Below are 13,618 nucleotides of genomic sequence, written 5' to 3'. Positions count from 1 at the left end.
GAGATGACCGTGATCCCGATCAGGGGTGCCGCCGGGCCGGACTGCTGTGCGATGCTCACCGGCGTGGAGACCAGGTCTTTCAGCCCCGTGTTCGTCGGCCGCGCCGGTGAACTGACCGCCTTGAACGAAGCGCTCGCCCGCGCCCACGCGGGCGAGCCGCAGGCGTTGCTCGTGGGCGGTGAGGCCGGGGTCGGCAAGACCCGGCTCGTCGAGGAGTTCACCTCGGCCGCGTGCGCGGCGGGGGCCGTCGTCGCGGTCGGCGGCTGTGTCGAGATCGGCGCCGACGGACTGCCGTTCGCCCCCTTCTCCACCGCCCTGCGCACCCTGCGCCGCCGCCTGCCCGACGAGCTCACCGCAGCCGCTGAGGGCCAGGAGGAAGAGCTCGCCCGGCTGCTGCCCGAGCTCGGCGAGGCCAGCCGCGGGAGCGGCCAGGACGGCACGGCCCGCCTCTTCGAACTCACCGTACGGCTCCTGGAGCGGCTCGCCGCCGACCGTACGGTCGTGCTCGTCCTGGAGGACCTGCACTGGGCCGACACCTCGACCCGGCATCTGCTCGCCTATCTCTTCCGCACCCTGCGGCGCGGCCGTCTCGTCGTCGTCGCCACCTACCGCGCGGACGACATCCACCGCCGCCACCCGCTGCGCCCGCTCCTCGCCGAGCTCGACCGGCTGCGCACGGTGCGCCGTATCGAGCTGGACCGCTTCAACCGGGGCGAGGTCCGCCGCCAGCTCACCGGGATCCTCGCCGCCGAGCCCGAACAGTGGCTGGTGGACGAGATATTCGAGCGCTCCGACGGCAACGCCTTCTTCGTCGAGGAGCTGAGTGTGTGCCTCGATTCGGGCTGCTCCACCGGCGGGATGAGCGACTCCCTGCGCGACCTCTTGCTCGTACGGGTCGAGGCGCTGTCCGAGAACGCCCAGCTGGTGGTCCGCATCCTCGCCGAGGGCGGCTCCATGGTGGAGCACCCGCTGCTCGTCGCCGTCTGCAAGCTCGCCGAGGACGACCTCATCGAGGCGCTGCGGGCCGCCGTCGGCGCCAACATCCTGCTGCCCGCGCCGGACGGCGACGGCTACCGGTTCCGGCACTCGCTGGTCCGCGAGGCCGTCAGCGACGATCTGCTGCCGGGCGAGCGCTCCCGCCTCAACCGCCAGTACGCCGAGGCCCTGGAGGCCGACGCCTCGCTGGTCCGCGCCGACGAGCGCGCCACCCGGCTGGCCAGCTACTGGTACTCCGCGCACGACGCCGCCAAGGCGCTGCCCATGGTGCTGACCGCCGCCGCCGAGGCCCGCAAGCGGCACGCGTACGCGGAGCAGCTGAGCCTGCTTGAGCGCGGCATGGAGCTGTGGGACTCGGTCCCGGCCGAAGTCCGCGCGCGGCTGCGGCCGTTGGACTACGCGGGCGCCTACCCGGCGTGCGGCTGCGACTCCGACACCACGCCCCTGGGCTATCTCGACCTCCTCGCCGAGGCGAGTGTCGCGGCCCGGCTGTGCGGCGAGCGCGAGCGCGCTCTGAAGATCGCCAAGCGCGCGCTGCGGCTGATCGAGGCGGAGAACCAGAACGCGCCCTGCGACGAGCTGTCGTGCGACCCGCTGCGGGCCGCCTGGTTCTGGACCGAGGTGTCCAAGCTGGTGCAGAACCTGGGCCGCGGTGACGGCTGGGACGAGATCGCCACCGCCCAGGAGCTGGTGCGCGGGCTGCCGCCGTCGGCCGTGCACGCGGCGGTCCTGGCCACGGCCGCCGGCTGGGGCATGCTGCACCGGCCCGGCCCCGAGTCGCTGGCCGCCGCCGAACGGGCCGTGGAATACGCCCAGTTGGTCCACGCCGAGGAGATCGAGCTCAACGCCCGGCTCACGCTCGGCGGACTGATGGTCGACGCCGGTGACACCGAGGACGGCATCGCCATGATGCGCGAGGTGGCCGAGCGCTCGCTGCGGATCGGCCTCCTCGGCGAGGCGGGCCGCGGCTATGTGAACCTCTCCTCCAGCCTGGAGTCCATGGGCCGCTACCGGGAGGCCGTGGAGGCCGCCGCCGAGGGGGTGCGGGTCTCCCGGCGGTACGGACTGCTCGACAGCGGGGCGTGGGCCGCGGCGAACGAGGCCTGTGCGCTGCTGGGTCTGGGCGACTGGGACGAGGCCGCCGCCCGCGCCGAGCACGTCCAGCGCTCGGGCGCCAGCGGCAAGCCCCGGGGGCTTGCCGCGCTGATCCGGGCCGAACTGGGCGTACTGCGAGGGGAGTTCGACCTCGCCGCGCACTGTCTGGCCGAGGCCGTCGGCTACTTCGGGCCGCATGACCCGATGCCCCAGCACACCATCCCGATGGCCCGCCTGGAGCTGGGGCTCGCGGCCGGGCAGGGCCGGTTCGCGGACGCCCGCGCCGAGTTCGCCCGTATCGTCGAGGCCGGGTTCCCGCCCGGCACCCAGCGCTACGGCTGGCCGCTGCTGCTGACCGCCGTCTGCGTGGAGGCCGATGTGCGCGGGCTGCCCGCCGCCGAAGAGGGCCGGGCCGCGTCCCTCGCCCTCATCCGGGACTCGGCCAAGAAGATGACCACGCCCGGAGCGCTGGCCAAGGCGTACGCGCTGTGCGTCGAGGCGGAGCTCGCGCGGGCCGAGGGCCGGGACGACGTGGCCCGCTGGGAGGCGGCGGCCACCGCGTTCCGGCCGCTGGAGCGCCCGTACGAACTGGCGCAGGTCTGCCATCGCTGGGCCGCAGCCCTGCTCGCCGAGGGCAAGGACCGCGCGACCGCGGGCACCCTGCTCCGCCAGGCGTACGCGGTCGCTGTGCGCCTGGGGGCCCGGCCGCTGGTGGAGGAGCTGGAACTGCTGGCCCGCCGGGCGCGGTTGGCGCTGGTCGAGGAGGAGAGCGTGGTGCCGGACGAGCCCGTCGATCCGGCCGGGGCGCTCGGGCTGACCAGTCGCGAACAGGATGTACTGCGCCTGGTCGCCGCCGGGCACAGCAACCGGCAGATCGCCGAGGAGCTGTACATCTCGCCGAAGACGGCCAGCGTGCACGTCTCCAACATCCTTGCCAAGCTGGGGGTTTCGGGCCGTGGTGAGGCGGCCGCGCTGGCGCACCGGCTCAACCTGTTCGCACCGAGCGCGGCCTGAGCTGGCCCCTTCTACGTCACGTCGAGTTCCAGGATGCGGTCGTCGCCGGGGCGCGGGGTGCCCCGGCCGTCGGTCGCGCTGGTGACCAGGAGCAGGGTGTGCGGCCCGGTCGCGATCACCGTACGTAGCCTGCCGTACTGCGACGTCAGGAACGCCTCGGGCTCCGCGAGCGGCTTGGCGCCGTCGAGCGGGATGCGCCACAGCCGCTCGCCGCGCAGCGCCGCCATCCAGATGCTGCCCGCCGCGTACGCGATCCCGCTCGGCGAGGCGTCGGCCGTGCGCCACTGCTCCACCGGGTCCACGAACCCCGGTTTGTTCCCCTTGCCCTCGACCAGCGGCCAGCCGTCGTTCTCGCCCGGCCCGATCAGGTTCAGCTCGTCCCAGGTGTCCTGGCCGAACTCCGAGGCCCACAGCCGCCCCGCGTCGTCCCAGGCCAGGCCCTGCACATTGCGGTGGCCGTAGGAGTACACCACCGAGTCCGCCTCGGGGTTGCCGTGCACCGGCTGCCCGTCCGGGGTCATGCGCAGGATCTTGCCGCCCAGCGACTTCTTGTCCTGGGCAAGCCCGCGCTCGCCGGTCTCGCCGGTCCCCACGTAGAGCATCTTGTCCGGCCCGAACGCGATCCGGCCGCCGTTGTGGATGGTGCCCTTGGGAATGCCCCGAAGGACGGTGTCCGGCGCCCCGAGCTGCTGGCCCGCCGGGCGCTTGTCGTCGTAGAGCATCCGGGCGACGCGGTTGTCGGACTCGGTGGTGAAGTACGCGTACACGAGGTGGTCCGAGGCGTACGAGGGGGAGAGCGCGAGGCCCAGCAGGCCGCCCTCGCCGCCGGGTTTGACGCCCGTGACGGTGCCGAGCAGGGTCTTCTTCCCGGCCGCGTCGATCCGCGTGACGGTGCCGTCGTCGCGCGAGGCGACCAGGAGGCCCCCGTCGGGCAGCGGGGCCACGCCCCACGGGGACTTCAGGCCGTCGGCGAGCGTCCGTACGACCTTCACCGAGCCCTTCTTGGGCGGGAGTTGGGCGGTGGAGGTCGCCGAGGGTCCGGAAGTGGCCGTAGAAGGAGTGCCGCCCGGCAGGCGCGGTGAGGTCCCGGACGTACACCCGGCCGCGAGCACCAGCGCGCTAGCGGCCAACAGGGCTCTCACAGCGGGACGTCGCACGGTTCGCTTCCTTTCGGGCGCACGAGCTTCAGGCCTCTACGGTACGGGGCCCGACAACGCCCCCTCAGTCCCACGACCCCCGTGCCGCCGGGAGCCGGGCGATCTCCACCTCGTCCTGCGGGGTGAGGGCGAGCCGGGACGCCGCCGCGTTCTCGCGGGCCCACGCCTCGCGCTTGGTGCCCGGCACCGGCACCACGTGCGGGCCCCGCCCCAGCAGCCAGGCGAGGGCGACCTGCGCCGGGGTCACCTCGTCCCCGTGGCGCGCCGCGACCCGGCGAAGGCCCGCCACCACGGGCTGGTTGGCGGCCATCATCTCGGCGGTGAAACGAGGGTGGCGGGCGCGTACGTCGTCCGGCTCGAAGCCCTGGCCCGGGGTGAGCGTGCCCGTAAGAAAGCCGTTGCCCAGCGGCATCGCGGCCAGGAAGCCGACGCCGCGCGCGGCGCACCACGGCAGCAGCGCGTCCAGCGCCTCCCGCGACCACACCGACAGCTCAGCCTGCACGGCGCTGACCGGGAACACCTGCTGCATCCGCTCCAGTTGACGGATCGTCACTTCGTACAGGGTGCCGGACCTGCGGGCGGCGCGCGCGCCCATCGCGCTCACCCCGAGCGCCCGCACCTTGCCCGCCGTCACCAGCTCCGCCATCGCGCCCCAGGTCTCCTCGACGGGCACCTCAGGGTCGGCGCGGTGCAACTGGTAGAGGTCGATGACGTCGGTGCGCAGCCGCCGCAGCGAGGCGTCGCAGGCGCGCTTCACATAGCCGGGGCGGCCGTTCGCCACCACATGCGCGTCGCCGCCGACGAGCAGCCCGACCTTGGTGGAGACGAAGGCGTCGGCCCGGCGCTCCTTCAGGGCCCGGCCCACCAGGAGCTCGTTCTTGAACGGCCCGTACATGTCCGCCGTGTCGAGCAGTGTGGACCCGGCGTCGAGCGCGGCGTGCACGGTGCGCAGCGAGCGCTCACCATGCTGCTGCGAACTGGTGTAACCCCAGCTCATGGGCATACAGCCGAGGCCGATCGCGCCCACCTCCAGGGCCGCCGCACCGATAGTCCTGCGCTCCAACTCCCCGTACCCTCCTCAAGCCGCACCCCAAAGTAACCTCTGGCCACCGCATCGCCTGACATAGCCTCCGACCATGACTGCAGACGTGTGGCTCCCCCTCCCTCCCGAGGAGATCCCCGGCCTCCCCGACGCCTTCGCCTACCGCTTCTGGGACGGCGGCCCCGACTACCCGGCCGACCCGGCCGACTGCGCGTACTACGTCGTCCCGTACATGAAGGGAGTGGACATCGCCGTACGCCCGCTCGCCGCGATGACCGGGGTGCGGGTCGTACAGACGCTGTCGGCCGGGATCGACCAGATGGAACCGGGTTTGGGCGCACTGGCCCCAGGGGTACTCCTCTGCAACGCGCGCGGGGTGCACGAGGCGTCCACCGCCGAGCTCACCCTCGCCCTGATCCTGGCCTCGCTGCGCGGCATCCCGTCGTTCGTCGCCGGTCAGGACAAGGAGGAGTGGCGCTCCGGCTTCTATCCGGCGCTCGCCGACAAGTCGGTGCTCATCGTGGGGTACGGATCGATCGGCGCGGCCATCGAGGACCGGCTCGCGCCCTTTGAGTGCGCGCGAGTGGCGCGCGTCGCGCGCTCCTGGCGCGCGACCGCGCGCGGCCCCGTGCATCCCCTCACCGAACTGCCGGAACTGCTACCGCAGGCCGATGTCGTCATCCTGTCCACACCGCTCACGGAGCAGACGAAAGGCCTGGCCGGAGCCGCGTTCCTGAGTCGGATGAAGGACGGGGCGCTGCTGGTGAACGTGGCCCGCGGGCCGGTCGTGGACACCGAGGCGCTCCTGGCCGAGCTGGAGAGCGGGCGCCTGCGGGCCGCCCTCGATGTCACCGACCCGGAACCGCTGCCCGCCGGACACCCCCTGTGGCATGCGCCGCATGTGCTGATCAGCCCTCATGTCGGTGGATCCACCTCGGCGTTCATGCCGCGCGCCAAGCGTCTGGTGGTCCGTCAGCTCACCCGGTTCGCGGCCGGGGAGCCGCTCGACAACGTGGTCCTGACGACGTCGTGAAAGGACGTCCCGAAGGCCTACAGACCCCGCCCCGCCTTGGATTGACCACTCTCCGCGTCGGCCCGGGTGCGATCCGTATCCACAACTCCCTTGGTGGTCACGGAGCGTAGAGGGACTATGTCCCTGAGTGACGAGACTGGTGTATCGTCCCGACCGGGGGCTGCGCCGCGCGACTTGACGGCGCGGGGGAGCAATGTCACAGCGAGGGGGGCGACGGGCGATGCACGGCCAATGGACCAACGATCCGACGCGGCGGAGCCGCCGACGGCTACCCCGAGGCGCGCGTGCCGGACTGCCCCGGGCCCATACGCGGCCCCGGCTCCGATGCCGGGCGCGAACCCGGCCCCCGGCCCGGACCGCCCGCCCGCCGGCGCCCCGTCCCCGGGGCGCGCGGGCCCATCCACCGGACCGCGGCGCGGGCCCGGGAGCAACCCGCTGTTGTACGGCGAGCGGGTCCGGAGGGGCCCGGTGAGCGCCCCGGGCGCGGTGCTCGCCCGCCCGCCGGTCCCCGAGATGTCCGACGGCGGATCGGGCCTGGTGTCCCAGCTGGTCCTCGCGGTGGTCTGCGCGGGGTATGCGACCGGGGCGGCGCTCGGCTGGGGATCGCATGAAGTCGCCCTGTTCATGGGGGACTTCGGCCTCAGCGGAGCGGCGCTGATGGCCTCGGCCTCCTGCTTCCTCTACGCGCGCGGAGGCGGCGGGGAAGGGGAGAGCCGTTTTCGGCCGGCCTGGCTGCTGTTCTCCTTCTCCTCCGCCATGGCGGCGAGCGGCAACGGAGTCTGGGGGTGGTACGAGGTGGTGCTCCACTACACGACCGTGCCCTCGCCCTCCCTGGCCGATCTGTTCTTCCTGCTCTTCGCGCCGCCCGCGATCGTCGGCCTGCTGGTGCTCGCCAAGCGTCCGGTCACCCGGGCCGGGTGGGTGTGCCTGGCCCTCGACTCCTGGCTGATCGGCGGCTCGCTGCTGACGCTCTCCTGGAGCCTGGCGCTCGAACACACCGCGCGCACCGAGGGCGAGAGCGTCGCCGGGGCCGCGCTGTCGCTCGCGTATCCGCTGCTCGACATCGTGCTGGTGAGCATGGTGCTCGCGCTGCACTTCCGGCGCTCGTCGGCCAACCGGTCGGCGATCAACACCGCGATCGCCTCGCTGGCGCTGACCGTGCTGTGCGACGCGCTGTTCACCTCGCCGCTGCTGCGCGACACCTACCGCTCCGGGCAGCTCCTGGACGCGGGCTGGTTCGCCGGGTCGCTGCTGCTCGCGTATGCGCCCTGGGGTGCCCGTCGGCTCGCCTCGGCGGGCCGGGTCGTGCCGCCCCCGCCGCGTCGGCCGGGCGCGCCCGCCACCACCCGCCCCATCGCGGGCTCGCTGGGCGCGCTCACGCCGTACCTCGCGGCGGCCGTCTGCACCCTGGGGATCCTCTACAACGTCATCGAGGGCCGCCGGGTCGACCGGGTGGTGGTCTTCACCGGGTGCACGGTGGTGCTCGCGCTCGTCGTGCGCCAGGGCATCATGCTCGTCGACAACATCGCGCTCACGCACGAACTGGCCCAGAAGGAGAACCACTTCCGCTCCCTGGTGCAGGGCTCCAGCGACGTCATCATGATCGCCGCCCCCACCGGAATACTGCGGTACGTGAGCCCCGCCGCCGCGGGCGTCTACGGACGCGACGCGGAGGACCTGGTCGGCTCGGAGCTGGCTTCGATCATCCACCCGGAGGACCTGGGCAGAGTCGTGCACGAGGTGCGGCGCTTTCTGGCCACGTCGCCGCTGGACGAGCCGACCAGCCGCATCGAGTGCCGCTTCAAGTCCGGTACGGGGGAGTGGCTGAACGTCGAGTCCACCATCAACCGCCACCAGGGCGGGCTCATCCTCAACAGCCGGGACGTCACCGAACGGGTGCGCCTGCAGGCCCAGTTGCAGCACAACGCCGAGCACGACCCCCTCACCGACCTGCCCAACCGCGCGCTGTTCACCGAGCGCACCCGCCAGGCGCTGACCGGCAGGCGCGCCGGTGACCCCGGCACGGCCGTGCTCTTCATCGACCTCGACGGCTTCAAGCAGGTCAACGACACCATCGGCCACCAGGCCGGCGACGAGCTGCTGATCCAGGCGGCCCGGCGCCTGCAGGACTCGGTCAGATCCGGGGACACCGCGGCGCGCCTCGGCGGTGACGAGTTCGCCGCCCTGATCGTCGGCGACGGCGGCCGCGACCGCGCGGCCCGCCAGCGCCAGGTGTACGAGATCGCCGACAGACTCCGCCTCACGCTCTCGCAGCCGTACCAGATCGACGGCAACGAGGTGCGGGTCGCGGCCTCCATCGGGGTCGCCTTCGCCGAGCGCGACATCAGTGCCCGCGAGCTGATGCGCAACGCCGACCTCGCGATGTACCGGGCCAAGTCGGGAGGCAAGAACCGGGTCGAGATGTACGCGCCGCAGATGCAGGCCGAGGTCGTGCGCAAGTCCGAGGTCGCGGCCCGGCTGCGCACCGCGCTGCACGACGGCGAGTTCACGCTGCTGCACCAGCCGGTGGTCAACCTCACCACCGGGCGGGTGGCCGCCGTGGCCGCGCAGGCGCGCTGGAGATCGGCCCAGGGGATCCTGTTCACCCCGGCCGAGTTCCTGCGGGTCGCCGACGACAGCGAGCGCACCGCCGAGCTGGGCCGCTGGCTGCTCGAAGAGGCCGTGGAGCAGGCCGCCGAGCGGTGCAGGGCCGGGCACGAGGCCCCGGTGGCGGTCCGCCTGCCGGCCCGCCGGCTCCTCGACAGGTCGATGCCGCTGGGGTCCGTGGAGTCCCTGCTGACCCGGCACGGGCTGCCGTCCGGCGCCCTGGTCATCGAGCTGGCCGACAGCGACCCCAGGATCTCCTTCGACGACCTGGAGCGGCGTCTGGTGAGCCTGCGCCGGCTCGGGGTGCGGATCGCCCTGGACGGCTTCGGCAGCGGCTACGCGGCGATCAACGCCCTGCGTCGGCTCCCCATCGACGTACTGAAACTGGACAGGGGACTGGTCGAGGGCGTGGTCGAGTCCGCCCGGCTGCACAAGATCACCAGTGGGCTGCTGCGGATCGCCTGCGACCTGGGGATGCAGTCCGTGGCCGACGGGGTGGACGTGCCGGAGCAGGTCCTCGCGCTGCGGGCCATGGGATGCACCCATGGGCAGGGCATGGCGTTTTCCGGCCCTCTGGACGAGTACCGGCTGCGGCGGGCCCTGGTGCGCGGTACTTTCCCGGTGCCGGGCGGGGCCGCGTTGCCCGTGCTCAGCGGCCGGAAGGTGCCCGCCGTCCGGGTCAATCACTCAAATAGTGAGACACCCGTCCCACCCACTTGACACGTCCAGGGCGCCGGGGGGAGGGTCAATGCCATGCGCACCCGAATTCTCGTACTTGGAAAGCGCGTCGGCTGAAGCCGGGCCCCGTCGTGGGCCCAGCGGACCATCCCCGACGCGCTCCCCTCGCTTGCCTCACGGCACGAGGGGTTTTTTGTTGCACCGGCACCCCCGGGGCGGCAGAGCGAACTCGACCAAACCCCCGCAAAAACCCTCAGCTTCGAGAAGAGATTGCCGATGACCGAGCAGGCCTCCGGGGCCCACCATCCGCAGCCGCGGGCCCGTAACGGCGGACACCACGCAACCCCCGTCGAGCACGTCACGGGTGCGCAGTCCCTCATCCGCTCTCTTGAGGAAGTCGGGGCCGAGACCGTGTTCGGCATTCCGGGCGGCGCGATCCTCCCGGCGTACGACCCGATGATGGACTCCACCCGGGTCCGCCACGTCCTGGTCCGCCACGAGCAGGGCGCGGGTCACGCGGCCACCGGTTACGCGCAGGCCACCGGCAAGGTCGGCGTCTGTATGGCGACCTCCGGCCCGGGTGCCACCAACCTGGTCACGCCGATCGCCGACGCGCACATGGACTCCGTGCCGCTGGTCGCGATCACCGGCCAGGTCTCCTCCAAGGCGATCGGCACCGACGCCTTCCAGGAGGCGGACATCGTCGGCATCACGATGCCCATCACCAAGCACAACTTCCTGGTCACCAAGGCCGAGGACATCCCGCGCACCATCGCCGAGGCGTTCCACATCGCCTCCACCGGCCGCCCGGGCCCGGTCCTGGTCGACATCGCCAAGGACGCCCTCCAGGCGCGCACCACCTTCTCCTGGCCGCCGCACACCGACCTGCCGGGCTACCGGCCGGTCACCAAGCCGCACGCCAAGCAGATCCGCGAGGCCGCCAAGCTGATCGTCGCGGCCAAGCGCCCGGTCCTGTACGTCGGCGGCGGCGTCCTGAAGGCCGGTGCCACGGCCGAGCTGAAGGTCCTCGCGGAGCTCACCGGAGCGCCCGTCACCACCACCCTGATGGCGCTCGGCGCCTTCCCCGACAGCCACCCGCTGCACGTGGGAATGCCCGGCATGCACGGTGCGGTCACCGCCGTCACCGCGCTGCAGAAGTCCGACCTGCTGGTCGCGCTCGGCACCCGCTTCGACGACCGCGTCACCGGCAAGCTGGACAGCTTCGCCCCGTACGCGAAGGTCATCCACGCGGACATCGACCCGGCCGAGATCGGCAAGAACCGCGAGGTCGACGTCCCGATCGTGGGCGACGCGCGCGAGGTCATCGCCGACCTGGTCCAGGCCGTCCAGGCCGAGCACACCGAGGGTCACACCGGCGACTACACCGCCTGGTGGAACGACCTGAACCGGTGGCGCGAGACCTACCCGCTCGGCTACGACCAGCCCGACGACGGCAGCCTCTCGCCGCAGCAGGTCATCCAGCGCATCGGCGAGCTCGCCCCGGCCGACACCATCTACGCGGCCGGCGTCGGCCAGCACCAGATGTGGGCGGCCCACTTCGTCAACTACGAGCTCCCGGCCACCTGGTTGAACTCCGGCGGCGCCGGAACCATGGGCTACGCGGTCCCGGCCGCGATGGGCGCCAAGGCCGGTATGCCGGACCGTACGGTCTGGGCGATCGACGGCGACGGCTGCTTCCAGATGACCAACCAGGAGCTCACCACCTGTGCGCTCAACAACATCCCGATCAAGGTCGCCATCATCAACAACGGCGCCCTCGGGATGGTCCGCCAGTGGCAGACCCTCTTCTACAACGAGCGCTACTCCAGCACGGTCCTGCACGCCGACGACACGGGCCACGACACCATCGGCTCCCAGGTCGGCGCGTCCACCGGACCCCGCAAGGGAACCCGCGTCCCCGACTTCGTGAAGCTGTCGGAAGCCATGGGCTGCTACGCGATCCGCTGCGAGCGCCCCGAGGACCTGGACAAGGTCATCGAAGAGGCCAACTCGATCAACGACCGCCCGGTCGTCATCGACTTCATCGTCCACGAGGACGCCCAGGTCTGGCCGATGGTGGCCGCCGGCACCTCCAACGACGAGGTCATGGCCGCGCGCGGCGTCCGCCCCGACTTCGGCGACAACGAAGACTGAGAGAGCAGGAAGACCGCCACCATGTCCACCAAGCACACGCTCTCCGTCCTCGTGGAGAACACCCCCGGCATCCTCGCCCGGATCGCCGCGCTCTTCTCCCGCCGCGGCTTCAACATCGACTCGCTCGCGGTCGGTGTCACCGAACACCCCGACATCTCCCGCATCACCATTGTGGTCAATGTCGAGGACCTGCCCCTGGAGCAGGTGACGAAACAGCTCAACAAGCTGGTCAACGTCCTGAAGATCGTCGAATTGGAGCCCAGCGCTGCGATCCAGCGCGAGCTCGTTCTGGTGAAGGTGCGGGCCGACAACGAAACGCGCTCCCAGATCGTCGAGATCGTCCAGCTGTTCCGCGCCAAGACCGTCGACGTCTCGCCCGAGGCCGTCACCATCGAGGCCACCGGCGGCGCGGACAAGCTGGAGGCGATGCTCAAGATGCTGGAGCAGTTCGGCATCAAGGAGCTCGTGCAGTCCGGCACGATCGCCATAGGGCGCGGCTCGCGCTCGATCACCGACCGCAGCCTGCGGGCCCTGGACCGTACGGCCTGATCCCGCCCCCTCGCGGTGTTCGCATCGCGAGACTTGAAACGTCCCGACGCATCCCCGCCGTACGGTGGGACGCAACACCAGCACACCAAGGAGATATCCCAGTGGCCGAGCTGTTCTACGACGACGACGCCGACCTGTCCATCATCCAGGGCCGCAAGGTCGCGGTGATCGGTTACGGCAGCCAGGGCCACGCCCACGCGCTGTCGCTCCGTGACTCGGGTGTCGACGTCCGCGTCGGTCTGCACGAGGGCTCCAAGTCCAAGGCCAAGGCCGAGGAGCAGGGCCTGCGCGTGGTGACGCCCGCCGAGGCCGCCGCCGAGGCCGACGTCATCATGATCCTGGTCCCGGACCCGATCCAGGCCCAGGTCTACGAGGAGTCCATCAAGGACAACCTGAAGAGCGGCGACGCGCTGTTCTTCGGCCACGGCCTCAACATCCGCTTCGGCTTCATCAAGGCCCCCGAGGGTGTCGACGTCTGCATGGTCGCCCCGAAGGGTCCGGGCCACCTGGTCCGCCGTCAGTACGAGGAGGGCCGCGGCGTTCCGTGTATCGCGGCCGTCGAGCAGGACGCGACCGGCAACGGCTTCGCGCTCGCGCTCTCGTACGCCAAGGGCATCGGCGGCACCCGGGCCGGCGTCATCAAGACGACCTTCACCGAGGAGACCGAGACCGACCTGTTCGGCGAGCAGGCCGTGCTCTGCGGCGGTACCTCCGCGCTGGTCAAGGCGGGCTTCGAGACCCTGGTCGAGGCGGGCTACCAGCCGGAGATCGCGTACTTCGAGTGCCTGCACGAGCTGAAGCTCATCGTGGACCTCATGTACGAGGGCGGCCTGGAGAAGATGCGCTGGTCGGTCTCCGAGACCGCCGAGTGGGGCGACTACGTCACGGGCCCGCGCATCATCACCGCCGACACCAAGGCCGAGATGAAGAAGGTCCTCACCGAGATCCAGGACGGCACCTTCGCCAAGAACTGGATGGACGAGTACCACGGCGGTCTGAAGAAGTACAACGAGTACAAGACCCAGGATGAGAACCACCTCCTGGAGACCACCGGCAAGGAGCTGCGCAAGCTCATGAGCTGGGTGAACGACGAGGAGGCGTAAGCCTTCACGGGGGCCGCGGCACTGCGCCGCGGCCCCTTTGTCCATCCCGTCCACCCCCGGACGAGTGGTTTTCCGCCACGGCGGAAATCCCCACCTTGAGCACCACTACACTGCTGCTCAACACATCGCGTTCAGGCCCACAGCGTCGTGCGTCTTCCACGCGGCTAGCAAACCTCCACCGCCTGCGGCC

8 protein-coding genes are annotated in these 13,618 nt (G+C 71.5%); 6 read left to right on the top strand and 2 right to left on the bottom strand.

Going from position 1 to position 13,618, the window contains the following annotated elements:
• Window positions 1–3 precede the first annotated feature (3 nt).
• Window positions 4–3,105 (top strand): helix-turn-helix transcriptional regulator, encoded by a 3,102-nt coding sequence (locus BG418_RS21700; RefSeq protein WP_223185229.1) that lies wholly within the window; start codon window positions 4–6, stop codon window positions 3,103–3,105.
• An 11-nt stretch (window positions 3,106–3,116) separates the two neighbouring features.
• On the opposite strand, the gene BG418_RS21695 is transcribed toward BG418_RS21700, so the two are convergent.
• Together BG418_RS21695 and BG418_RS21690 are read right to left on the bottom strand one after the other, a co-directional pair.
• Window positions 3,117–4,262 carry a PQQ-dependent sugar dehydrogenase gene (locus tag BG418_RS21695; RefSeq protein ID WP_317453720.1) on the bottom strand — a complete coding sequence of 382 codons (1,146 nt, stop codon included), beginning with the start codon at window positions 4,260–4,262 and terminating at the stop codon, window positions 3,117–3,119.
• A 64-nt stretch (window positions 4,263–4,326) separates the two neighbouring features.
• Window positions 4,327–5,325, bottom strand: a complete 999-nt coding sequence (locus tag BG418_RS21690) for an aldo/keto reductase (protein ID WP_188275613.1) — start codon at window positions 5,323–5,325, stop codon at window positions 4,327–4,329.
• A gap of 73 nt (window positions 5,326–5,398) precedes the next feature.
• Between BG418_RS21690 and BG418_RS21685 the strand changes: the two genes are divergently transcribed.
• The 5 genes from BG418_RS21685 (at window position 5,399) to ilvC (ending at window position 13,428) form a co-directional block, all read left to right on the top strand.
• Window positions 5,399–6,337, top strand: a complete 939-nt coding sequence (locus BG418_RS21685) for a 2-hydroxyacid dehydrogenase (protein WP_188275612.1) — start codon at window positions 5,399–5,401, stop codon at window positions 6,335–6,337.
• Window positions 6,338–6,805: 468 nt separating this feature from the next.
• On the top strand, window positions 6,806–9,664 hold the full coding sequence (locus tag BG418_RS21680; RefSeq protein ID WP_188275611.1) for a bifunctional diguanylate cyclase/phosphodiesterase: 2,859 nt from the start codon (window positions 6,806–6,808) through the stop codon (window positions 9,662–9,664).
• Between the two features lie 234 nt (window positions 9,665–9,898).
• Complete coding sequence (locus tag BG418_RS21675) at window positions 9,899–11,776, top strand: acetolactate synthase large subunit (RefSeq protein ID WP_223185228.1); 1,878 nt, start codon at window positions 9,899–9,901, stop codon at window positions 11,774–11,776.
• 21 nt (window positions 11,777–11,797) lie between these two features.
• Complete coding sequence (gene ilvN / locus BG418_RS21670; RefSeq protein ID WP_067164603.1) at window positions 11,798–12,325, top strand: acetolactate synthase small subunit; 528 nt, start codon at window positions 11,798–11,800, stop codon at window positions 12,323–12,325.
• Between the two features lie 101 nt (window positions 12,326–12,426).
• Window positions 12,427–13,428, top strand: coding sequence for a ketol-acid reductoisomerase (ilvC, locus tag BG418_RS21665; RefSeq protein WP_188275609.1), 1,002 nt, complete (start codon window positions 12,427–12,429; stop codon window positions 13,426–13,428).
• Window positions 13,429–13,618: the final 190 nt, after the last annotated feature.

The organism is Streptomyces sp. CBMA152 (genome assembly GCF_014596475.1).
Classification (GTDB): domain Bacteria; phylum Actinomycetota; class Actinomycetes; order Streptomycetales; family Streptomycetaceae; genus Streptomyces.
Note: the sequence above shows the minus strand (reverse complement) of the source record. Positions and strands in the feature narration are given on the sequence as shown.